This window comes from Variovorax beijingensis, from assembly GCF_003951285.1.
Classification (GTDB): Bacteria; Pseudomonadota; Gammaproteobacteria; order Burkholderiales; family Burkholderiaceae_C; genus Variovorax; species Variovorax beijingensis.
The window spans coordinates 216,463-237,547 of sequence record NZ_RXFQ01000010.1 but is presented as its reverse complement, the minus strand read 5'-3'; the positions used below and the strand labels follow the sequence as shown (position 1 = coordinate 237,547).

Annotated in this window: 19 protein-coding genes; 4 read left to right on the top strand and 15 right to left on the bottom strand. The window is 67.9% G+C overall.

Annotation, left to right across the window (positions count from 1 at the left end; all coding sequences use genetic code 11):
* Positions 1 to 46 precede the first annotated feature (46 nt).
* The 5 genes from EJO66_RS19265 to EJO66_RS19245 all read right to left on the bottom strand — a co-directional run bounded on the left by EJO66_RS19265 (position 47) and on the right by EJO66_RS19245 (position 5,291).
* On the bottom strand, positions 47 to 1,084 hold the full coding sequence (locus EJO66_RS19265; RefSeq protein ID WP_124957470.1) for an ABC transporter ATP-binding protein: 1,038 nt from the start codon (positions 1,082 to 1,084) through the stop codon (positions 47 to 49).
* Positions 1,085 to 1,101: 17 nt separating this feature from the next.
* Positions 1,102 to 1,926, bottom strand: a complete 825-nt coding sequence (locus EJO66_RS19260; protein WP_124957471.1) for a carbohydrate ABC transporter permease — start codon at positions 1,924 to 1,926, stop codon at positions 1,102 to 1,104.
* A gap of 5 nt (positions 1,927 to 1,931) precedes the next feature.
* Complete coding sequence (locus EJO66_RS19255) at positions 1,932 to 2,789, bottom strand: carbohydrate ABC transporter permease (protein WP_124957472.1); 858 nt, start codon at positions 2,787 to 2,789, stop codon at positions 1,932 to 1,934.
* Between the two features lie 76 nt (positions 2,790 to 2,865).
* Positions 2,866 to 4,176 carry an ABC transporter substrate-binding protein gene (locus EJO66_RS19250; protein WP_124957473.1) on the bottom strand — a complete coding sequence of 437 codons (1,311 nt, stop codon included), beginning with the start codon at positions 4,174 to 4,176 and terminating at the stop codon, positions 2,866 to 2,868.
* A gap of 179 nt (positions 4,177 to 4,355) precedes the next feature.
* Entirely contained in the window at positions 4,356 to 5,291 is a 936-nt protein-coding gene (locus EJO66_RS19245; protein WP_223262187.1) for a LysR family transcriptional regulator, read from the bottom strand.
* 91 nt (positions 5,292 to 5,382) lie between these two features.
* On the opposite strand from EJO66_RS19245, the gene EJO66_RS19240 reads away from it, so the two are divergent.
* Positions 5,383 to 6,360: a Bug family tripartite tricarboxylate transporter substrate binding protein gene (locus EJO66_RS19240; protein ID WP_125965797.1), complete on the top strand. Its 978-nt coding sequence runs from the start codon at positions 5,383 to 5,385 to the stop codon at positions 6,358 to 6,360.
* Positions 6,361 to 6,400: 40 nt separating this feature from the next.
* Positions 6,401 to 7,465: a PdxA family dehydrogenase gene (locus tag EJO66_RS19235; RefSeq protein WP_125965796.1), complete on the top strand. Its 1,065-nt coding sequence runs from the start codon at positions 6,401 to 6,403 to the stop codon at positions 7,463 to 7,465.
* An 8-nt stretch (positions 7,466 to 7,473) separates the two neighbouring features.
* Here EJO66_RS19235 and EJO66_RS19230 read toward each other — a convergent pair whose 3' ends face one another.
* The 3 genes from EJO66_RS19230 to tal all read right to left on the bottom strand — a co-directional run bounded on the left by EJO66_RS19230 (position 7,474) and on the right by tal (position 10,476).
* Entirely contained in the window at positions 7,474 to 7,803 is a 330-nt protein-coding gene (locus EJO66_RS19230; protein ID WP_124957476.1) for a DUF805 domain-containing protein, read from the bottom strand.
* Between the two features lie 148 nt (positions 7,804 to 7,951).
* Positions 7,952 to 9,517 (bottom strand): glucose-6-phosphate isomerase, encoded by a 1,566-nt coding sequence (pgi, locus tag EJO66_RS19225; protein ID WP_124957477.1) that lies wholly within the window; start codon positions 9,515 to 9,517, stop codon positions 7,952 to 7,954.
* A gap of 2 nt (positions 9,518 to 9,519) precedes the next feature.
* Positions 9,520 to 10,476: a transaldolase gene (gene tal / locus EJO66_RS19220; protein WP_125965795.1), complete on the bottom strand. Its 957-nt coding sequence runs from the start codon at positions 10,474 to 10,476 to the stop codon at positions 9,520 to 9,522.
* Between the two features lie 250 nt (positions 10,477 to 10,726).
* Between tal and EJO66_RS19215 the strand changes: the two genes are divergently transcribed.
* The gene (locus tag EJO66_RS19215; protein ID WP_124957479.1) at positions 10,727 to 11,404 is read left to right on the top strand and encodes a lipocalin family protein; all 678 of its coding nucleotides are present in this window, start codon (positions 10,727 to 10,729) and stop codon (positions 11,402 to 11,404) included.
* Here the strand turns inward: EJO66_RS19215 and EJO66_RS19210 are convergent.
* Genes EJO66_RS19210 through EJO66_RS19195 form a run of 4 tightly spaced genes read right to left on the bottom strand, consistent with a single transcriptional unit; the run spans position 11,391 to position 16,399 of the window.
* A complete protein-coding gene (locus EJO66_RS19210; RefSeq protein ID WP_124957480.1) occupies positions 11,391 to 12,050 on the bottom strand; it encodes an HAD family hydrolase in 660 nt (219 codons plus the stop codon). The two genes, EJO66_RS19215 and EJO66_RS19210, sit on opposite strands and share 14 nt — an antisense overlap.
* Before the next feature lie 12 nt (positions 12,051 to 12,062).
* A complete protein-coding gene (locus tag EJO66_RS19205; protein ID WP_124957481.1) occupies positions 12,063 to 13,115 on the bottom strand; it encodes an ABC transporter ATP-binding protein in 1,053 nt (350 codons plus the stop codon).
* Positions 13,112 to 15,385, bottom strand: a complete 2,274-nt coding sequence (locus tag EJO66_RS19200) for an ABC transporter permease (RefSeq protein WP_124957482.1) — start codon at positions 15,383 to 15,385, stop codon at positions 13,112 to 13,114. The genes EJO66_RS19205 and EJO66_RS19200 overlap by 4 nt, the downstream gene beginning before the upstream one ends.
* Positions 15,386 to 16,399, bottom strand: a complete 1,014-nt coding sequence (locus EJO66_RS19195; protein ID WP_124957483.1) for an ABC transporter substrate-binding protein — start codon at positions 16,397 to 16,399, stop codon at positions 15,386 to 15,388.
* 143 nt (positions 16,400 to 16,542) lie between these two features.
* Here EJO66_RS19195 and zwf point away from each other — a divergent pair, with 143 nt between their 5' ends.
* Positions 16,543 to 18,012, top strand: coding sequence for a glucose-6-phosphate dehydrogenase (gene zwf, locus EJO66_RS19190; protein WP_124957484.1), 1,470 nt, complete (start codon positions 16,543 to 16,545; stop codon positions 18,010 to 18,012).
* A 16-nt stretch (positions 18,013 to 18,028) separates the two neighbouring features.
* Here zwf and ygiD read toward each other — a convergent pair whose 3' ends face one another.
* The 3 genes from ygiD to EJO66_RS19175 all read right to left on the bottom strand — a co-directional run bounded on the left by ygiD (position 18,029) and on the right by EJO66_RS19175 (position 21,083).
* The gene (gene ygiD / locus EJO66_RS19185; RefSeq protein ID WP_476756209.1) at positions 18,029 to 18,955 is read right to left on the bottom strand and encodes a 4,5-DOPA-extradiol-dioxygenase; all 927 of its coding nucleotides are present in this window, start codon (positions 18,953 to 18,955) and stop codon (positions 18,029 to 18,031) included.
* Between the two features lie 62 nt (positions 18,956 to 19,017).
* Positions 19,018 to 20,016, bottom strand: a complete 999-nt coding sequence (locus EJO66_RS19180) for an ABC transporter ATP-binding protein (RefSeq protein WP_125965793.1) — start codon at positions 20,014 to 20,016, stop codon at positions 19,018 to 19,020.
* Positions 20,013 to 21,083 carry an ABC transporter ATP-binding protein gene (locus EJO66_RS19175; protein ID WP_124960954.1) on the bottom strand — a complete coding sequence of 357 codons (1,071 nt, stop codon included), beginning with the start codon at positions 21,081 to 21,083 and terminating at the stop codon, positions 20,013 to 20,015. Before EJO66_RS19175 ends, EJO66_RS19180 begins: the two co-directional genes overlap by 4 nt.
* Positions 21,084 to 21,085 lie beyond the last annotated feature (2 nt).

Here is a 21,085-nt window from a genome sequence, read left to right as displayed (position 1 = left end):
ATCGAGAGGCGCTGCTGCAAGGGTCACGGGCATGTTCCGGAAGAAATCAGGCGGAGACCGAACGGCCTTCGCGGTTGAACAAATGGAGCACCGACGGATCGAGTTCGACCGCCACGTCGTCGCCCGCGTGCAGCGGCGTGCGCTCGTTCTGGCGCGCAATCAGCGGCACGCCGCCCACGTCGACGTGGATCAGCGTGTCGGCGCCCAGCGCCTCGATCAACTCGACACGTCCGGGCACGCCCGCGGCGGCGGCCTGCTTCGGATGTACGCGCAGGCCTTCGGGCCGCACGCCCAGGAAGCCGTCGCTCGGCAGGCGCCCGCCGGTGGCGGCCGAGAAGCTCGGAATGGCGCTCGCCGCCACCATGTTCATCGACGGCATGCCGATGAACTGCGCGACGAACTGGTTGGCGGGATGGTCGTAGAGCTCGAGCGGCGTGCCGACCTGCTCGATGAGCCCGTCCCTGAGCACCACCACGCGGTCGGCGAGCGTCATGGCCTCGACCTGGTCGTGCGTCACGTAGATGGTGGTGGCGCCAAGGGAGCGGTGCAGCTTGTGGATCTCGACGCGCGTGTTGCCGCGCAGCGCCGCATCGAGGTTGGACAGCGGCTCGTCGAACAGGAACACCTTGGGCGCGCGCACGATCGCGCGGCCGATGGCCACGCGCTGGCGCTGGCCGCCCGACAGATCCTTGGGCGTGCGGTCGAGGTACTGCGTGAGGTTGAGCGTCCTGGCCGCGTACTCGACCTTGGTCTTGATCTCGCTCTTCGATACGCCCGCGAGCTTGAGTGCGAAGGACATGTTGTCGTACACGCTCATGTGCGGATAGAGCGCGTAGCTCTGGAACACCATCGCCAGGTCGCGCTTGCCCGAAGGCGCCCAGGTGATGTCCTTGCCGTCGAGCAGCAGGTTTCCGCTGGTGATCGGCTCGAGCCCTGCGATGAGGCGCAGCAGCGTCGACTTGCCGCAGCCCGAAGGCCCGACGAAGACGATGAACTCGCCTTTCTGGATTTCGAGATCGACGCCCTTGATGATGTCGACGTCGCCGAAGCTCTTCTTGATGTCTTTGAGTTGCAGGTAGGCCATGGGGTGTCTCCCTTTCTTTACTTGACAGCGCCGAAGGTCAGGCCCTGGACGAGCTGCTTCTGGCTGAACCAGCCGAACACGACGATGGGCGCAATGGCCATCAGCGAGGCCGCCGACAGCTTGGCCCAGAACAGGCCCTCGGGGCTGGAGTACGAGGCGATCAGCGTGGCCAGCGTGCCGGCCTTGGCCGAGCTGAGGTTGAGCGCCCAGAAGGCCTCGTTCCAGCTCAGCACCAGGCACAGGAGGCCGGTCGATGCAAGGCCGCCCACCGACAGCGGCAGCACGACGTGGCGGAACTCGGTCCACAGGCTGGCGCCGTCCATGCGCGCGGCCTCGAGGATCTCGTTCGGAATGTCCTTGTAGGCGCTGTAGAGCATCCACACCATGATCGGCAGGTTCGACAGCGTGAAAACGACCGTGAGCGCGGTGAGCGAATCCAGGAGGCCCGCAGTCTGCGCGAGCACGTAGATCGGCACCAGCGCACCGACGGCCGGCATCATCTTGGTGGAGAGCATCCACATCAGGATGTCGCGCGTCCTCTTCGTGCGGAAGAAGGCCATCGAGTACGCGGCGGGCGCCGCGATCAAGAGGCCGATGATGGTCGAGCCCAGGCTGGTAATGAGCGAATTGCGCGCATACAGCAGGTAGTCGCTGCGGCGCTGCACTTCGCTGAAGTTGCCGAGCGTGGGCTCGAAGATGAAAAGCGGCGGCACGTGGATCGCCTGCAGCTCCGTCTTGAAGGCCGTGAGGAACAGCCAGCCGAGCGGAAAGAACAGCAGCAGCGCCACGGCCCACGCACCGGCGGTGCGCAGCAGTTGGGGAAGGAAGTTGCTGGGTTGCATGGTCGTTAATCCAGGTTCTTGCCGATGATGCGGATCAGGAACACGGCCACGATGTTGGCCAGCACCACCGCGAACAGCGCACCGGCCGAGGCCACGCCCACGTCGAAGTTCATCAGCGACTGCTTGAAGATCAGGTAGGTCATGTTGGTGCTCTCGTTGCCCGGTCCGCCATTGGTGGTGATGGCAATCTCGGCGAACACGCTGAGCAGGAAGATCATCTCGATCATGATCACCACCGCCATCGGCCGGCCGAGGTGCGGGATGGTCAGGTAGAAGAAGCGCTGGAACGCGCTCGCGCCGTCCATGCGCGCGGCCTCCATCTGCTCGCGGTCGAGCGACTGCAGCGAGGTGATGAAGATCAGGCAGGCGAAGGGCAGCCACTGCCAGGCCACCATGACGATCACCGAGAACAGCGGCACGTCGGTGAGCCAGTCGACCGGCTGCGCGCCGAAGAAGCGCCACACGTCGGCCAGGATGCCGTAGATGGGGTTCATCATCATGTGCTTCCACAGCAGCGCGTTGACCGCGGGCATGACGAAGAAGGGCGAGATCAGCAGCACCCGCACGATGCCGCGGCCCGGGAAGGGCTCGTTCACCAGGAGCGCGAGCAGCACGCCGAACACCACCGTGATGACGATCACGCTGCCGATCAGCATCAGCGTGTTCCAGGTGGCGGGCCAGAAGTCCGGATCGGTGACGAAGTAGTGAAAGTTCTCGATGCCCGCGAAGGTGCGTTCGCCGGGCTGCATGAGGTTGTAGTTCACGAACGAGAAGTACAACGTCATCGCGAGCGGCACGATCATCCACATGAGGAGCGTGAGCACGGCGGGCGCCATGAGGGCGCGGGGCAGGAGTCGTTTCATGAGGAAGTTCCTTCTCGTTGTCTCTGGCTCCTTCCCCCGCTGGGGGAAGGGGAGGGAGCAAGAAAGAAAGCCCGGCTTACTTGTAGTAGCCAGCCTTCTTCATTTCGCGCTCGGCCGCCGTCTGCGAGGTCTTCAGCGCCTGGTCGACCGTGACCTTGCCCGACAGCGCCGCGCTCATCTGCTGGCCCACCGCCACGCCGATGGCCTGGAACTCGGGAATGGCCGCGTACTGCACGCCCACGTACGGTGACTTGGGCAAGGTGCTGTCGCTGAGGTTGGCGGTGTCGATGGCCTTCTTCTCGGCCGCGGCGAACTTGGCAACCTTCTGGAACTCGGCGTTCGCATAGGTCGACTTGCGCGTGCCGGTGGGCACCGTGGCCCAGCCATGCTCCTTGGCGACCAGGTTCACGTACTCCTTGGAAGTGGCCCACTTCACGAAGGTCTGTGCGGCCGCGCCCTTGGTCGAGCTGGCGGGAATGGCCAGGTTCCAGGTCCACAGCCAGTTGGCGCCCTTGGGCGTGACGGCCACGGGTGCCTGCGCGAACGCCACCTTGTCGGCCACCTTCGACTGCTTCGGATCGCTGATGAACGAGGCCGCGATGGTCGCGTCCACCCACATGCCGCACTTGCCCTCGTTGAACAGCGCGAGGTTCTCGTTGAAGCTGTTGGCCGAGGCACCAGGCGGGCCGTAGGCCTTCATCAGGTCGACGTAGAAGTTGATCGCGTCCTTCCACGGCTTGGTATCGATCTGCGGCTTCCACTGCATGTCGAACCACTGGCCGCCGTTGGTATTCACCAGCGTGGTCAAAAAGGCCATGTTGTCGCCCCAGCCGGGCTTGCCGCGCAGGCACATGCCGTACACGCCGGCCTTCGGGTCGTGGATCTTGCCGGCCAGCTCCTTCACCTGCGCCCAGGTGGGCTGCTCGGGCATCTTGAAGCCGACCTTGTCCGCCAGGTCCTTGCGGTACATGAGCATCGAGCTCTCGCCGTAGAACGGCGCGGCGTAGAGCTTGCCTTCGTACGAGAGGCCCGCGCGGATGGCGGGCAGCAGGTCGTCGGCGTCGTAGGCGGCGTCGGTGGCAATCGGCTGGAGCCAGCCCTTCTTCGACCAGATCGGCGCCTCGTACAGGCCGATGGTCATCACGTCGAACTGGCCACCCTTGGTGGCGATGTCGGTGGTCACGCGCTGGCGCAGCGTGCCTTCTTCCAGCGTGACCCACTTGAGCTTGATGTCGGGGTTGGCCTTTTCGAAGAAGGGGGTGAGCTTCTGCATCTCGATCATGTGGCCGTTGTTGACGGTCGCGATCACGAGTTCGGTGGCGGCCTGGGAGGCGAGCCCCGTGCCGGCGAGTGCGAGGACGAGGCCCGCTTTCAGAAAACGCTTCATGTTGTCTCCTAGAGGTGAGCGACGCCCTCTCTCTGTTTGGGTCGCCGTGGCGGGATTCTGGAGAAACGCGCTTGCGGGCTTGGTACTTCGCTGGCTCGCCTTGGTACTTTCATGCACCAGTTGGCTAGGAGATTCCCTAGTTGGCGCAATACAGCATGGAAAACCTCAGTCCAAAGGCTTCAGCCGCCGCCCAGCAGCTGGCGCCGGAACTGCGCCGCGGCCGGTGAGAGCGCGCGGTCCTGCCGGGTGACGAGGCAGATCGGCGGCACGCGCACCGGCAGGTCCACCGGCACCGTGCGCAACACGCCCAGCCGGGCGTAGTGGCTGGCCTGCGAAGCCGGCATCACAGCCGCCATGTCGGAGTTCTCCAGCAAGGCGGTAATGGCGATCGGCGATGCCGTTTCGATGATGTCGAGCCGCGCCTGGATGCCCGCTTCGCGCATCGCCGCCTCGAAGCGCCCGCGCTGCGGCGAGCCCGGCGGCTGCAGCACCCAGGACCAGTTCGCCATCTCGGCCAGCGTGACGGTGGCGCGCTCGAACACCGGGTGTGCGGCGCGTACCACGACCACCTGCGATTCGCCCAGGAGCGGCACGCTCGCGTACTTGGCTTCGTCGTGGCTGTCGGTGAGCCGGCCCAGCACCAGGTCGACATCGCCCTGCTCCAGCTGCGCCTGCATCACGTCGCTGGTCTCGACCACCACCGACACGGCCACCTGCGGATGGCGGCGGTGGTATTCGACCAGCGCCGGCGCCAGCAGCTCGGGCACGGCGCCCGGCACGCTGCCCACGCGCAGCGAACCGCGCAGGCCCGAGCGCAGCGCGAGCATTTCCTCGCGGGCGCTGCCGAAGTCGCTGAGCACGCGGCGGGCGTAGCGGATCAGGATTTCGCCGTAGGGCGTGGGCTCCATGCCGCGCGCAAGGCGCTCGAAGAGCCTTTCGCCGAGCGAATCCTCCAGCTGCTGCAGCAGCTTGGTGGCGGCCGGCTGGCTGATGTTCATGGCCTCGGCCGCGCGGCCCAGATGGCGGTGGGCGTCGAGCCGGGCCAGCAGGAGCAGCTGGCGCGGCCGCACATGGAGCATCAGCGATGCGTCGGTCAGGCCGGAACCGGAGGTCATGCACAAAAGTATATGGAGCTTCGGGCTTTTTCGATTGGATCGGCCGCACGAAGCTCCCTAAGCTCGCGCCAAACAAGCAGGAGACACACCGATGAAGCAATCCTTTCTGGCTCGCGCGGCAGGCGCGGCTGCGCTGGCGCTGATGGCCGCCACCGCCGCTGCGCAGCAGCCGGCCTATCCCGACAAGCCGCTGCGCATCCTGGTCGGCGCCTCGCCCGGCGGCGGCACCGACATCCTGGCGCGCGTGCTGGCCGACAAGTTCGCGCCGGTGCTCAAGCAGCCCGTGACGGTGGAGAACCGGCCCGGCGCCTCCAACACGATTGCCGGCGAACTCACGGCGCGCGCCGCGGCCGACGGCAGCACGCTGCTGCTGGCCACCAACACCGCACAGGCGGTGGCGCCCCACATCCTCAAGCTCAAGTACGACCCGCTGAAAGACCTGCAGCCGATCGGCCTGGTGGCCGTGATGCCCAACGTGCTGGTGGTCTCGGCCAGCTCGCCCTACAGGTCGGTGAAGGACCTGGTCGCGGCCATGGGCGCCAAGCCGGGCGGCTTCAAGTACGCCTCCTCCGGCATCGGCAGCACGCAGCACGTGGGCGGCGAGGCCTTCAACCTGGCCACCGGCATGAAGTCGATCCACGTGCCCTACAAGGGCAGCTCGCAGGCGCACATCGACATCATCGGCGGCGAGGTCGACATGATGTTCGACAGCACCTCCTCCGCCATGGGCCAGATCAAGGCCGGCAAGTTCCGCGCGCTGGCGGTGAGCGCGCCGCAGCGCTCGCCCGAGCTGCCCGACGTGCCCACGCTGGCCGAGCAGGGCATCAAGGGCGCGGACGTATCCACCTGGTACGGCCTCTACGTGACGGCCGGCACGCCGCGGCCCGCGGTCGAGCGGCTGGACGCCGAGCTCGTGCGCACGCTGAAGCTGGCCGATGTGCAAACGCGCATCAAGGCCCTGGGCGGCGAGCCCGGCACGCTGGCCGGCGAAGCCTTCGCGGCGATGAACAGGCAGGAGTTCGACCACTACGGTCAGCTCGTGCGCGACGCCAACATCAAGGCCGAGTGAGGCCTTCTCCCTTCCATTCCTCCACTTCATCCCCGACTTCATGCCCATCCCATCGAAGACCCCGAACCTGATCTCCGCCAGGCCCCGCATCGCCGTGCTGCTCGGCGACCCCGGCGGCATCGGCCCCGAGATGGCCGTGAAGCTGCTCGCGCGCCAGCGCAACCTGGACGCCGCACGCGTGCTGCTGATCGCCGACCCGGTGGTGCTGGCCGCGGGCGAGCGCGCGGCGGGCATGAAGCTGGACCCGCTGCGGGTCGAGGGTTTCGACGACCTGCGCTTCGAGGACGGCCGCCCCACCCTGCTGCCGCGCGACTGGATGCAGGGCCGGGAGCCGGTGCTCGGCGAGTCGAACGCGGCCTCGGGCCGCGCGTCCTTCGAGGCGCTGGAACTGGCCACCGCGGCCGTGCGGCGCGGCCAGGCCGAGGGCATTGTCTTCGCGCCGCTCAACAAGCATTCGCTGCGCCTGGGCGGCCTCGTGCACGAGGACGAGCTGCGCTACATGCAGGAGCGCTTTTCCGTCGCGGGCTTCGTCTGCGAGTTCAACCTCACGGGTTCGCTGTGGACCTCGCGCGTGACCTCGCACATCCCGCTCAAGGACGTGGCGAGCCACATCACGGTGGAGGGTGTGAGCGATGCGGTGAAGATCATTGCATCGGCGCTGCACCGCGCCGGCGTGGCACAGCCGCGCATCGCGGTGACGGGGCTCAACCCGCATGCGGGCGACGGCGGCTCGATCGGCATGGAAGAAATCGAGATCATCGCGCCGGCCATCGAGCGGCTGCGCGCCGAGGGCTACGATGCGCGCGGCCCGTTCTCGCCCGACACGGTGTTCATCGGCGCGCGCCGCGGCGACGTGGATGCGGTGGTGTCGATGTACCACGACCAGGGCCAGATCGCGATGAAGCTCATGGGCTTCGAGCAGGGCGTGACCCTGCATGGCGGCCTGCCCGTGCCGGTGGCCACCTCGGCCAGCGGCAGCGCCTTCGACATTGCGGGCAAGGGCGTTGCGCGGATCGAAGGGCTGCAGCAGGCCTTCGACCTGTGCGTGCGCATGGCCAGCGGCGGGCCGGTGCGCACGCTTTCCAGCGCGGAAGCTGCAGCCTGACGCGAAGCTCAGGCGGCGGGTGCGCCGTGCGGGTTGGTTTCGGGCTGCGAGGGCTGCACGTAGAAATAGATCAGCACCAGGTTGACGATCGGAATGAGCATCAACAGCTGGAGCCAGCCGCTCTTGCCGATGTCGTGCAGGCGGCGCGCGCCCGCGGCCAGCACGGGCAGCAGGAAGCCCAGCGCCGCGATGACATACACATACTCATGGATCAGGCTCGCCACGATGAGAACGACGACCTCGGCCAGCACGAACCACCAGTACTCCGAACGCGATGCGCGCCCCTGGAAATCGGCGTATTTGCTGAAACAGGTCTTGACCGCTGTCTGAAAGTCCATTGATCGACTCCTCTTGATTGAATCCCAGGGAAATTCCCCGGGCCGATCATATCGACGCATCTTTCAACGGCAAATTCGGCCATCAGTTCGCAAACAAATGGCCTATGGATCGGCCTATCTCGGCCGGTTGCCCCGGCCTTTCAGCGGATCAGGCCTGCGTGCCCAGGCGTTTCAGGAGGCCCGCCGTCGAGGCGTCGAGCCCCATGATGTCGCCCGAGGCAAGGCGCGGCTCGATGTCCTTCGCGAGCACCTTGCCGAGCTCCACGCCCCACTGGTCGAAGCTGTTGATGCCCCACAGCGCGCCGCTGGTGAACACGCGGTGCTCGTACAGCGCAAGAAAGGCGCCCAGCGATTCGGGCGTGAGCTTCTCGAACACGAAGAAGGTGCTCGGCCGGTTGCCCGGGAAGTTCTTGTGGCCGCCGGCATCGAGCTTGCCGACCATCAGCGCCTGCGCCTGCGCGAGCGCATTGGCCAGCAGCTTGGGGTGGTGGCCGTCGAGGTCGTGCGCCGCATCGCGCACCGCCACGAATTCGAGCGGGATCACGTCGGTGCCCTGGTGCAGCATCTGGAAGTAGGCATGCTGGCCGTTGGTGCCGGGCTCGCCCCAGAGCACGGGCGAGGTGCCCAGGCCGGCGGGCAGCGGCGCGCCGCTCGCATCGACCTGCTTGCCGTTGCTCTCCATCTCGAGCTGCTGCAGATAGGCCGGCAGGCGCTTCAGGGCGCTGTGGTAGGGCGCGATGCCGCGGCTCGTGAACTTGTGGAAGTTGCGGTACCAGACGTCGAGCAGGCCCAGCCGCACCGGCAGGTTCTGCTCGAGCGGCGCGGTGCGGAAGTGCTCGTCCATCGCGTGCGCGCCCGCCAGCAGCCGGCGAAAACCCTCGGCGCCGATGGCCAGCGCAATCGGCAATCCGATGGCCGACCACAGCGAATAGCGCCCGCCCACCCAGTCCCAGAAACCGAAGGTGGTGTCGATGCCGAATTGCCTGGCGGCCTCGACATTGGTGGTGAGCGCGGCGAAGTGGCCCGCAATGTCGGTGCCGCCCGACTGCTCGTACCAGCGCCTGGCCGAGAGCGCGTTGGCCATGGTCTCGGCCGTGGTGAAGGTCTTGGAGGCTATGAGGAACAGCGTGTGCTCGGGCGCCAGGTCGCGCAGCACGCCCGCCAGCTCGTGGCCGTCGACGTTGGAGACGAAGTGAAAGCGCTTGCCCGGCGCGGCAAACTCGGCCAGCGCGAGCACGGCCATCTGCGGCCCGAGGTCGGAGCCGCCGATGCCGATGTTGACCACGTCGGTGATCGTGTGGTCGGCGCGCACCTTCTCGGCATAGGCCAGCATCGCGTCGAGCGTGGCGTGCACGTCGCGCAGTTCGCCCGCCACCTTCTTGCCCACCGCCGCATCCGCGGGGGCGCGCAGCAGCGTGTGCAGCACGGCGCGGTCTTCGGTGTTGTTGATGTGCTCGCCCGCGAACATCGCATCGCGGTGCGCCTCGAGCCCGCACTCGCGGGCCAGCGCGAGCAGCAGTTCTTCCGTGCGCGCATCGATCAGGTTCTTCGACAGGTCGGCGAACACATGCGGCGCCTCCTGGCTGAAGCGCTCGAAGCGGCCCGCGTCGTCGACGAAGGCGTGGCGCACGTCGAACTGGCGGCCTGCGGTCTCGAAGGCGGCCTGCAGTTGCGCCCAGGCGGGCGCGCGGTCGCAGCGAAGGGTCATGGCCATGCTTACTTGCCGCTTTCCTGCATGAGTTTCTCGAGCTTGACGGCGTCGGCCGCGAAGGCGCGGATGCCCTCGGCGAGCTTCTCGGTGGCCATGGCGTCTTCGTTGAGCGCAAAGCGGAAGCCGGCCTCGTCGTAGCTCAGCTTCTGCATGTCGGCCGTGGGCGCGGCGGAGGCATCGAGCGCATGCGCGAGCGGTTCGTCGCTCGCGGCCAGCTCGGCCAGCAGCTCGGGGCTGATGGTCAGCAGGTCGCAGCCGGCCAGGGCCCGGATCTGTCCCACATTGCGGAAGCTCGCCCCCATCACCTCGGTCTTGATGGCGTGCTGCTTGTAGTACTCGAAGATCTGGCGCACCGACTTGACGCCCGGATCGTTCGCGCCCGCATTGGCGGCCTCGTTCCATTGGGCGCCGGCCGATTTCTTGTACCAGTCGTAGATGCGGCCCACGAAGGGCGAGATGAGCTGCACGCCGGCCGCGCCGCAGGCCACGGCCTGTGCGAACGAGAACAGCAGCGTGAGGTTGGTGCGGATGCCCTTTCGCTCCAGGGCGCGGGCGGCCTCGATGCCCTCCCAGGTGGAGGCCACCTTGATCAGCAGGCGCTTCTCGGTGTCGATGCCCTCGGCCCTGTAGAGCGCCACGATGCGCTCGCCGCGCGCAATGGTGGCGGCCGTGTCGAACGAAAGGCGCGCATCGACTTCGGTCGACACGCGGCCCGGAATGATCGAGAGGATTTCAGTGCCGAAGCGCACCAGCAGCCGGTCGATGACCTCGTCGAGCGGCTTGCCCGCGTGCTTGCCGACGGCTTCGTCGAGCAGCGGCCGGTACTCGGGCTTCTGCACCGCCTTCAGGATGAGCGACGGATTGGTGGTCGCGTCCTGCGGCCTGGAAATGGCAAGTTGCTTGAAGTCGCCGGTGTCGGCGACCACGGTGGTCCATTGGCGGAGAGCATCGAGTTGATTCATGGAGAAAGATTATCCAGTGCGGGTGATGACAAGTCCTGCACGCTGTTGCGCCGGGGCCGATGTTTTCATGCGCACCGTAGCACGGGTTTTCACCGCCCTCCATCAGCCTGCCGCCGACAGGGTTGTAAGTGGCCGGCCGGCCGCGCTGCCCTACAGCGGCTGTGGTCCGCCGCTGACGGCGTGCCGCCCCGGTCGGGGACTAGGCTGGCTGTTTCCGATTGATGCTTTCGACCACAGGAGTGCCACGCCCATGCCCTTTCGCCATCGCTCCGCCGCGCCTGCCGCCGCCAGCCGCGCGCCATTCGACGACCGCCGCACCAGCCGTTCCATCGGCACCCTGGCGGCGGCCTTCGTGGTGGGCGGCGTCGCCACCTGGGTCGCCATGGGCGCGGGGCGCACGGCGCGAGCGCAGCTGCCCGGGCCGGCCGACGGCGCACCGCTCATGCGCGCGCCGCTGCAGGTGGTGGCGCCGGTCGATCTGCAGCGCTACGCCGGCATCTGGCACGAGCAGGCCCGGCTGCCCAACCGCTTCCAGAAGCAGTGCGCCGGCCCCGTGAGCGCCGAATACACGCTCCAGGCCGATGGCACCGTGCAGGTGCTCAACCGCTGCGTGCGGCCCGATGGCAATTTCGACGAGGCGGTGGGAACGGCCCGCGTGGTGCCGGTGCCAGGCCAGCCCGGGGCGGGCCGGCTCGAAGTGCGCTTTGCACCCTCCTGGCTGAGCTGGCTGCCGATGGTCTGGGGCGACTACTGGATCCTGAAGCTCGACCGCGACTACCAGGTGGCGCTGGTCGGCACGCCCGACCGCGAATACCTCTGGGTTCTTTCGCGCGCGCCGCGCCTGGAGGACGACGCGCTGCAGGCCGAGCTGGACTACGCCGCCAGCCTGGGCTTCGACACGTCCAAGGTGGTGCTCACCGGCCGATAGCCGGGGTCGCCGGGACAGCAGGAAAGGCCGGCAGATGGCGCGCCAGTTGCGCCGCCAGCGCTGCGGGGTGGGTGCAATGGATGGCCTGCCAGCCGAAGGCGCGCGCGGCCTCTACATTGGCGGCCGAATCGTCGATGAACACCGTCTGCGCGGGGTCGAGCGCATGGCGCACCGCCAGCAGCTCGTAGATTTCGCGCTCCGGCTTGATGAACTTCACGTCGCCTGAAAACACGCCGCCGTCGAAGCGCCGCATGAAGCCGTGCCGGCGCTCGAGCGCGCGTGCGTAGGGCGCCGGCATGTTCGAGAGGTAGTACAGGCGCAGCGCCTCGCCGGCCTCGCGCCGGGCAAAAAGCCGCTCGAGCAGTTCCACGGTGACGGCAATGGGCTCGAGGCGTTCTCCGAGCGTGCCGAGCATGGCGTCGAGCCGGGCCGCCGGCAGCGACAACCGTTGGGCCATGCGCGCAATGGCCTCGTCCAGCGAGCGCGTGCCGCAGTCGAAGCTCATCCAGTCGTCATGGTGGAAGAGCGCACGGCCCAGCGCCGCCGCGGCGGCTTCCGTGGGGGCATGCTCGGGAAGATGGGTCTGCACCAGCCGGGTGGGCTCCCATGCCAGCAGCACGGCGCCAAGATCGAAAACCACGTTCATGGCGCCATTGTTTCACGCGCCGCCCGGCACCACGCTCACGCCGTGCGCCGCCAGCGACAGCGTGGCCTCGGCGCCCGCGGCCAGGGGGCTCGAAAGGTCGGTCGACACCACGAACACCGGCCCCAGCGGCGTGTCGAAGCCGTACTCGTAGAAGCTGCCGAGGTAGGCCGCCTTGCGCAGCGTGGCAGGCAGGCCCTCGCTAGCGCCGCCCGCCCCAATTTCCCAGGCCTCGGGCCGCACCGCCACCTTCACCGCGCCGGGCGCCACCGCATGACGCGGCTGCAGCCGCAGCGGGCCGAGCGCGACGCTGCCGTCGGCCTGCGCCACCGCCGGGAACACCATCGCCTCGCCCATGAAGCCGGCGACGAACTCGCTCTCGGGCCGGGCGTAGAGCTGCTCGGGCGTGCCGCGCTGGGCGATCACGCCATGGTCCATCACGATGATCTGGTCGCTCACGGCCAGGGCCTCGCTCTGGTCGTGCGTGACATAGGCCACCGTGAGCTTCAGCCGCTGCTGCAGCGCGCGGATCTCCTCGCGCATTTCGCGCCGCAGCCGGGCGTCGAGGTTGGACAGCGGTTCGTCGAACAGCAGCACCGCCGGCTCCAGCACCAGCGCGCGCGCCAGTGCCACGCGCTGCTGCTGGCCGCCCGAGAGTTCGCTGGGCAGCCGCTCGTCGAAGCCGACCAGCCCCACGCCCTTGAGCGCGCCGCGCGCCCGTGAGGCGGCCTCGTCCTTCTTCACGCCGCTCATGCGCAGGCCGTAGCCCACGTTCTCGATCACGTTCATGTGCGGGAACAGCGCGTAGCTCTGGAACATCATGCTCACGTTGCGCTCGGCCGGGCCCAGCGTGGTCACGTCGCGCCCGCCCATGAAGATGGAGCCGGAGGTGGCCGATTCGAGCCCCGCGATCATGCGCAGCGTGGTCGTCTTGCCGCAGCCCGAAGGCCCGAGGATGGTGGTGAGCGTGCCGGCCGGCACCTCGAAGCTGATGCCCTTGACGGCCATCGGGCCGTTCTTGTCGCTGCCGTAGCGCTTGGTGACGTTGCGGAATTCGATACCGTTCATGCTGCCAGGCTTTCCATTTTGTGATGTCCCTCATGCGGAGGCACAGCCCCGCGCCGCCCCAGCTTGCGCTCCCCCACCATGAACTGCACCAGCGCAATGGCCAGCGACATCAGCACCATCAGCACCGTGCAGTAAGCGAGCGCAATGCCGTAGTCGCCGTTGCCCACGCGGCCGATGATGTAGGTGGTGGCCAGTTCGTTCTCGGCCGTGACCAGGAAGATCACCGCGCTCACCGTCGTCATGGCGCGCACGAAACTGTAGACCAGCGCAGCCACCAGCGCGGGTTTCAGCAGCGGCAGCACCACCTTGAAGAGCGTCTGGGCGGTGGAGGCGCGCAGCATCAGCGAGGCTTCGTCCAGCGAGCGGTCCAGCTGCTTGAAGGCCGCCGTGCCGGCCCGCACGCCCACCGGCAGGTTCCGGAACATGAAGCACAGCACGATGATGAGCCCCGTGCCCGTGAGCTCGAACGGCGGCACGTTGAAGGCCAGGATGTAGCTCACGCCGAGCACCGTGCCCGGAATGGCAAAGGCCAGCAGCGCGCCGAACTCGAAGACGCCCTGCCCCTTGAACTCGTTGCGCGCGAGCAGCCACGCAATCAGCAGGCCAAGCGCCGCGGTGATGGGCGCCGAGATGCCCGCGAGCTTGAGCGTGGTGAGCAGCGAATTCCACGCAGTGCCGGCCCACACCAGGCCGAACTGGCCCCATTCGAGCGCGAACGCATTCCTGAAGTGATCGAGCGTGAAGCTGTAGTCGCGGCCCCAGGTCTGCACGAAGCCGCCCGCGAAGGCGAACAGGTAGACCACCGCGGTGAACGCGATCCAGGGCAGCGCGATGCACTGGATGGTGCGCCGCACGCCGCCCGGCAGCGCCATCGCGATGCCCGCATCGCCCTTGCCGCTCACGGTGGTGTAGTTCTGCCGGCCGAGCACGCCGCGCTGCAATGCGAACACGCCAAGCGCAAAGACCGTGAGCACCCACGCCAGAGAAGCCGCGCGGCCCTGGTCGTACTGCGCGCCGACGATGGCAAAGAAGATGTCGGTCGACAGCACCGAGAACTGCCCGCCCACCACCACCGGGTTGCCGAAGTCCGCGATGCTCTCGATGAAGCCGACCAGGAAGGCATTCGCCAGCCCGGGCTTCAAAAGCGGCAGCGTGATGGTGAAGAAGGTGCGGCGGCGGTCGGCGCGCAGCATCTGCGCCGCCTCTTCCAGGCTGGGCGCAATGCCCTGCACCACCCCGCGCATGATCATGAAGGCGATGGGCGTGAAGGCGAACAGCTGCGCCACCAGCACGCCCGGCATACCGTAGAACCAGCGCGTCGGCTCGATGCCGAACGCGCTCTCGAGCAGCTGGTTGACGATGCCCGCGCGGCCGAACAGGAGGATCAGCCCCAATCCCACCACGAAAGGCGGCGTGATGATCGGCAGCAGCGCCAGCACCCGCAGCGCGCCCTGGCCGCGCTTGCTGCCGCGCTCGGCCATCAGCGCCATCAGGGTGCCGAGGAAGGTGGTGCCGGCGGCCGTCAGCAGCGCCAGCACGAGCGTGTTCCACGCCACGCCGCAGCGCACGCCGCCCGCCAGGCAGCCCACGCCCCAGATGCGTTCGGCGAACACGCGCGCGGCAAAGGCCGTGATCGACCAGCGGCCGTCTTCGTCGAGGAAGGCACCCGCGAGCGCCTTGCTCACCGGATAGGCGATGAACAGCGCCATCAGCACCCCGCAGCCGATGACCGCGGCCGCCACGAACAGGTCGCCCTTGAAAAGCCCGAGCCGCGCAATGCCGAAGGCCGCCAGCATCGTGAGCGCCGTGAGCGCCACGAAGCCGCCCGCACCGATGCCGAACTGGTTGATCGCGAGTTCGCCGAACTGCGTGTTGAGCGCCGCAAGGCTCCAGCCGCGCGCGCCGATGGTGAAGCCGGCAATGGCCAGGCCGAAGGCACCGATGGCGCCGCCCGCCAGCAGCCAGCGCCCCTGCGCGCGGCCGGCCGGCCGCCAGGCGCCAATGGCGCACATCGCCAGGCCGGCGAGCCCGATGAAGAGCCAGCCGCGCCCCTGCGTGAGCGCCTGCATCAGGCCGTTGGCGCCCTCGGCCCGGCCGAAAACCTGCGGAACGGCTTCGTACCAGGTGGCATCCTGGATCGCATACCAGGGCAGCAGCAGGTAGGCCGCGAAACCCAGCGCCACCCAGGCCCGGATCCAACGCTGCGCCCGCCGGGCGGCGGCCACCGACGCCGGATTGGCCGGCGCGCCGCCGATGGAAGCGGCCTGCACTTAGCGCGGCAGCGAATTGACGTCTTTTTCCCAGCGCGCGATCAGGCGCCGGCGCTCGGCGCTGGCGCCGTACTTCGCATAGTCGTAGTTGATGAACCTGATCTTCTTGAAGTCAGGGATGCGCGGGTCGAGCTTGGCATTCGCGTTGCTCGGCAACTGGAACTGCTTGTTGGCGGCGCCGAGTTCCTGCGCGCCGGGCGTGAGCGCCCATTCGTAGAACTTCTTCGCGGCCTCGAGGTTGCGCGCGCCCTTGATGATGCTCATGGAGCCGATCTCGGCGCCGGTGCCGTCGCCGGGCGTGACGGTCTCGACCGGGAAGCCCTGCATCTTCTCGCCCGGGCCGTCGTGCACGAAGCTGATCGACACCGCCGTTTCGCCGCGCGCCACCGCCTTGATGGGACCGGTGCCGGAACGGGTGTACTGGCCCACGTTCCTGTGCAGCGCCTTCAGGTAATCGAAGGCCTTGTCCTCGCCCATCAGCTGCACCAGCGTGGCGATCATGGTGTAGGCCGTGCCGCTCGATGCGGGGTTGGCCACCTGGATGTCGCCCTTGTATTCGGGCTTGAGCAGGTCGGCCCAGGTCTTGGGCACGGGCAGCTTCTTCTTGGCGAGCAGCTCGGGGTTGTAGCCGAAGCCCAGCGGGCCGGAGTAGATGCCCACGGTCCTGTAGCCCGACTGCCTGGCCTGCTGCTGGGCCCAGGGGTGCAGCTGCGCCAGCGTGGGCGACTTGTATTCGAGCGTCAGGCCCTGCTCGGCCGCCTGCAGGTGCGGGTCTCCGGTGCCGCCGAACCAGATGTCGGTCTTGGGGTTGTCCTTCTCGGCAATGAGCTGGGCCAGCGCCTCGCCCGAGCCCTTGAGCGACATGTTGATGCGGGTACCCGTGGTGCGCGCATACACGGTGGCAATCACGTTGCACCATTCGGCCTGGACCGAGCAGATCACGTTGACCGTGCCCTGTGCCGACGCGGCGGCCGACAAACCCACCAAGGCCGCTGCAGTAAAAAGCTTCTTCATGTGAAAACCCGCCTCCAAAACAAAAATAGGCCTCCCGGCCGGGGTCGAGCGTAGCTTTCGTACAGGTTTCATGAATTGGTACAAGTACCATTCGGTTGAACCGGAGAGCCCACTCGGCACCAAGACAAAAGGAAATTCGACTCATGAGCTTCGATCTCGTTCTGTTCGGCGGCACTGGCGATCTCGCATGGCGCAAGCTGATGCCTGCGCTGTTCCAGGCCTTCAGGCATGGCAGCCTTCCGAAAGACGGACGCATCATCGGCGTTGCGCGCGACGACCTCTCGGACGACCAGTACCGCGAACTGATCCAGTCGCGCTTCAATGCCGTCGAAGGCGCCAAGCGCCCTTCGGCCGAGGAGTTCGAGAAGTTCGCCTCGCTGCTGCACTACCTGCGCATGGACCTGTCCAAGCCGGCCGACTACGCGCGGCTTTCCGACCTGCTCAAGCAGCGCAATGCCGACACGGTGGTGATGTACGTGGCCACGGCGCCCGCGCTCTTCACCCAGGTGGTCGAGCAGATCGCCGCGGCCGGCCTGAACGGCCCGTCGACCCGGGTGGTGCTCGAGAAGCCGCTGGGCCACGACCTGGCTTCCAACCGCGCGATCAATGCCGCGGTGTGCAAGGTGCTCGACGAGAAGCAGGTCTTCCGCATCGACCACTACCTGGGCAAGCCCTCGGTGCAGAACCTGTTCGCCATGCGCTTCGGCAATGCGCTGTTCGAGCCCATCTGGCGCCGCGAGCACATTGCCAACATCCAGATCACCATTGCCGAAGACCTGGGCGTCGAAAAGCGCGGTGCCTTCTACGACCAGACCGGCGCGCTGCGCGACATGGTGCAGAACCATGCGCTGCAGCTGGTCTGCGCCATCGGCATGGAGCCGCCGATCAACTCGCATGCCGATGCCATCCGCGACGAGAAGCTCAAGGTGCTGCGCGCACTCAAGCCCTGGACGCCCGAGACGCTGGGGCTGCACGCCATTCGCGGCCAGTACACGGCCGGCACGGCGTATGGCGAACGCGTGCCGGGCTACAAGGACGAGCCCGGCGTCGACCCCGAGAGCCGCACCGAGACCTTCGTGGCACTGCGCACGGAAATCGCCAACTGGCGCTGGGCCGGCGTTCCGCTCTACATCCGCACCGGCAAGCGGCTGGCCTCGCGCGACGCGCGCATCGAGGTCAACTTCCGGCCCACGCCGCATGCGATCTACCGCGCGCCCGCCGGCGCCGTCAACAAGCTGGTGATCAACCTCCAGCCGCGGGACGGACTGGAACTGCACATGCTCGCGCAGGCACAGGACAACCGCCAGCGCAGCAACGGGCACCACAGCACTGCGCAGCTCGCGCCCGTGCAGCTGGATCTCGACTTCGACAAGCGCTTCGGCGCCGAGCGCGTGGGCGCCTACGAACGGCTGCTGCTCGACGTGATCGACGGCCGCCTGAACCTGTTCGTGCGCAGCGACGAGCAGGAAGAAGCCTGGCGCTGGGTCGAGCCGCTGATCGACAGCTGGGCATCGGACGGCGGGCCACGCCCCTACGCCGCCGGTACCTGGGGCCCGAGCGCCTCGAGCGCGATGATTGCGCGCGACGGCTTCTCGTGGAGCGAAGAGCAGTAGACCCGCGCGCCTGTCGTCAGCCGAACTGGATGCAGCGCATGCTCAGCGTGCCGGACTGGAATCCCTCGTAGACCGTCTTCGCGCGCTCGCTCGTTCCCGCGGCGCCGAGCGCGTAGAGAAACGGAAAGTAGTGGTCCGGCGTGGCCACTGCGGTCGAAGCGCCCGCCAGTTTTTCATAGCCGACCAGCGCGCGGTCGTCCCGCCCCGCGAGCGCGGCCTTCACCGCATCGTCGAACGATTGCGCCCAGGGTCGGCTGGCCGTGAGCCCATCGGGTGTGCCGCGGTCGGTGGCCCGCAGGTTGTGCACCACGTTGCCGCTTCCCATCACGAGCACGCCCTTGTCGCGAAGCGCCGCCAGGTCGCGGCCGACCGCGTAGTGGAAGGCGGCCGGCTGGTCGTAGTCGATGCTGAGCTGGAAGACCGGGATGTCGGCCTTCGGGTACAGGTGCTTCAGCACCGTCCATGTTCCGTGGTCCAGGCCCCATTGCTGGGTACCGACCACCGCGGCCTGCTTCACCGCGCCGACGGTTTCGCGCGCGAGCGCAGGGTGGCCGGGCGCCGGGTATTCGATGTCGAACAGCGCCTGCGGAAAGCCGCCGAAGTCGTGGATCGTCTTCGGCCGCTCCTGCATTCCGACGCCGGTGGCGCCGCGGCTCAGCCAGTGGGCCGAAACGCTCAGGATGGCCGAGGGCCGCGCAAGCTCCCTGCCCCAGGCGGCCAGCCGGCGCGTGAAGGCGTTGTCGGCCAGCGCATTCATCGGCGAGCCGTGGCCGATGAAGATGACCGGCATCCGCTGCGACGCGGCCGCGCCCGCCGCGTGCGACAGCGAGCAAAGCGAAGCCAGCGTCGAAGTGGCCGCTAGCGCGGAACCCATGAGAAAGCCGCGGCGGCCCAGCGCCGGCGGGATCGCCGGGTTGCCGCCGGTGCCTGTGTTCTTCTTCATGGTCATGGCCGCACTCTGCGCCGCTTTGCCGCGCATGTCGGTGCGTTTACGCACACCTTGGGCTAGATGCGGCCTTCCTCGGCCGCATGGCAGGCCACCTGCACGCCCCTGATGCTCAGCAGCTTCGGCCGCTCGGCCGAGCACCGCGCATTCGCGTGCGGACAGCGCGGATGGAACGCGCAGCCGGTTGGCGGATTCAGCGGGTTCGGCACTTCGCCCTGCACCGGCGTGCGCGCGCGGCCGGTGTGCTTCATCTGCGGAATCGCGTCGAGCAGCATCCGGGTATACGGATGCTGCGGTTCGGCGAAGAGCTTCTGCTTGTCGGCCACCTCGACCAGCCGGCCCAGGTACATCACGCCGACCTGGTCGGCCACGTGCCGCACCACCGCAAGGTTGTGCGAGATGAAGAGATAGGTCAGGCCCTGCTGGCGCTGCAGGTCCTTCATGATGTTGAGCACCTGCGCCTGCACGCTGACGTCGAGCGCCGAGGTGGGCTCGTCGCACACCAGGAACTCGGGCTCGGTGGCGAGCGCGCGCGCAATGGAGATGCGCTGGCGCTGGCCGCCCGAGAACTGGTGCGGATACTTGCTCATGTCCAGCGGCGAGAGGCCGACCGACTTGAGCAGCTCGCCCACGCGCTCGCGCAGTTCGGCCTTGCCGCTGAGGATGCCGTGCTCGCGCAGCGGCTCGCCGACGATGTCTTCCACGATCCAGCGCGGGTTCAGGCTTGCGTACGGGTCCTGGAAGATCATCTGGATGCGCCGGCGCAGCTTGCGGCCTTCGGGGGTCTTGAACGCGGCATGCGCATCCTGCCCATCGAACTGCAGGCCGCCGCGCGTGGGTGCGTAAAGGCCCACCAGCAGCCGCGCCACGGTGCTCTTGCCACAGCCCGATTCGCCCACCAGCGCCAGCGTCTTGCCGCGCTCGATCGAAAAGCTCACGCCGTCCACCGCATGCAGCAGCACGCGTGGCTTGCGTTCGAGCACGCGGTTGAGCCACGGCGGCGAGACGTCGAAGGTGCGGGCGAGGTCGTGCGCCACCACGAGCGGTGCGGTGCTCATCGGCTCACCTCCGCAAGCGGTGCGGCCGCATCGGGCACGGCGCGCTCGCCGGCCAGCTGCGCGTCGTGGTGCCGGGCCGCCAGTTCGGCCTGGCCCTTGTGCGGATCGGTGGCATCGTGCAGCCAGCATGCGGCGCGCGTGGCACCGGCATGCATGAGCTCGGGCCGCTCGGTGAGGCAGCGTGCAAAGGTGCGCGGGCAGCGCGGGTTGTAGGCGCAGCCCTGCGGGATGGCATTGAGCCGCGGCATCGCGCCGTCGATCTGGTTGAGCCGTTCGCGGTCGCTCGTCATGTCGGGAATCGAGGCCATCAGGCCCGAGGTGTAGGGATGCGCCGGCTGGTGGATCACTTCGTGCACCGGGCCGATCTCCGCGATGCGGCCCGCGTACATCACGGCCACGCGGTCGCAGGTCTCGGCGATCACGCCCATGTCGTGCGTGATCAGCATCACGGCGGCACCGCGGTCCTTGCAGATGCGCTTGAGCAGCTGGATGATCTGCGCCTGGATCGACACGTCGAGCGCCGTGGTCGGCTCGTCGGCCACGATGAGCTTGGGCTCGGCCGCCAGCGCCAGGGCAATCACCACGCGCTGGCGCATGCCGCCCGAGAACTGGTGCGGGAAGTGGTCGATGCGCTGCTCGGCAGCCGGAATGCCGGTGTCCTGCAAGAGGCCGATGGCGCGGCGGCGCGCTTCGGCCTCGGTCACCGGCAGGTGGGCGCGGATGGTCTCCACCAGTTGCCGGCCGACGGTGTAGAGCGGGTTCAGCGAGGTCAGCGGGTCCTGGAAGATCGCGCCGATCTTGCGGCCGCGAATGGGCCGCATCGCATCGAAGCCGAGGTTGTCGATGCGCTGGCCTTCGAGCACGATCTCCCCGCTGGCCACGCGGCCCGGCGGCTCGAGCAGCCCGATGATGGCCGCGCCCGTGAGCGACTTTCCGGCGCCCGACTCGCCCACCACGCCAAGGATTTCCCCGGGCGCGATGTCGAAGGAAATTCCGTCGAGCGCGCGCAGCGTGCCGCGGCGGTGCGGGAACTCGACGACAAGGTTCTTGACCTGGAGCAGCGTCATGG

Bases quoted from the DNA above. Each gene is read 5' to 3' on its own strand.
- EJO66_RS19265 (WP_124957470.1), bottom strand. From the start codon at position 1,084: ATGGCCTACCTGCAACTCAAAGACATCAAGAAGAGCTTCGGCGACGTC.
- EJO66_RS19260 (WP_124957471.1), bottom strand. From the start codon at position 1,926: ATGCAACCCAGCAACTTCCTTCCCCAACTGCTGCGCACCGCCGGTGCG.
- EJO66_RS19255 (WP_124957472.1), bottom strand. From the start codon at position 2,789: ATGAAACGACTCCTGCCCCGCGCCCTCATGGCGCCCGCCGTGCTCACG.
- EJO66_RS19250 (WP_124957473.1), bottom strand. From the start codon at position 4,176: ATGAAGCGTTTTCTGAAAGCGGGCCTCGTCCTCGCACTCGCCGGCACG.
- EJO66_RS19245 (WP_223262187.1), bottom strand. From the start codon at position 5,291: ATGACCTCCGGTTCCGGCCTGACCGACGCATCGCTGATGCTCCATGTG.
- EJO66_RS19240 (WP_125965797.1), top strand. From the start codon at position 5,383: ATGAAGCAATCCTTTCTGGCTCGCGCGGCAGGCGCGGCTGCGCTGGCG.
- EJO66_RS19235 (WP_125965796.1), top strand. From the start codon at position 6,401: ATGCCCATCCCATCGAAGACCCCGAACCTGATCTCCGCCAGGCCCCGC.
- EJO66_RS19230 (WP_124957476.1), bottom strand. From the start codon at position 7,803: ATGGACTTTCAGACAGCGGTCAAGACCTGTTTCAGCAAATACGCCGAT.
- pgi (WP_124957477.1), bottom strand. From the start codon at position 9,517: ATGGCCATGACCCTTCGCTGCGACCGCGCGCCCGCCTGGGCGCAACTG.
- tal (WP_125965795.1), bottom strand. From the start codon at position 10,476: ATGAATCAACTCGATGCTCTCCGCCAATGGACCACCGTGGTCGCCGAC.
- EJO66_RS19215 (WP_124957479.1), top strand. From the start codon at position 10,727: ATGCCCTTTCGCCATCGCTCCGCCGCGCCTGCCGCCGCCAGCCGCGCG.
- EJO66_RS19210 (WP_124957480.1), bottom strand. From the start codon at position 12,050: ATGAACGTGGTTTTCGATCTTGGCGCCGTGCTGCTGGCATGGGAGCCC.
- EJO66_RS19205 (WP_124957481.1), bottom strand. From the start codon at position 13,115: ATGAACGGTATCGAATTCCGCAACGTCACCAAGCGCTACGGCAGCGAC.
- EJO66_RS19195 (WP_124957483.1), bottom strand. From the start codon at position 16,399: ATGAAGAAGCTTTTTACTGCAGCGGCCTTGGTGGGTTTGTCGGCCGCC.
- zwf (WP_124957484.1), top strand. From the start codon at position 16,543: ATGAGCTTCGATCTCGTTCTGTTCGGCGGCACTGGCGATCTCGCATGG.
- ygiD (WP_476756209.1), bottom strand. From the start codon at position 18,955: ATGAAGAAGAACACAGGCACCGGCGGCAACCCGGCGATCCCGCCGGCG.
- EJO66_RS19180 (WP_125965793.1), bottom strand. From the start codon at position 20,016: ATGAGCACCGCACCGCTCGTGGTGGCGCACGACCTCGCCCGCACCTTC.
- EJO66_RS19175 (WP_124960954.1), bottom strand. From the start codon at position 21,083: ATGACGCTGCTCCAGGTCAAGAACCTTGTCGTCGAGTTCCCGCACCGC.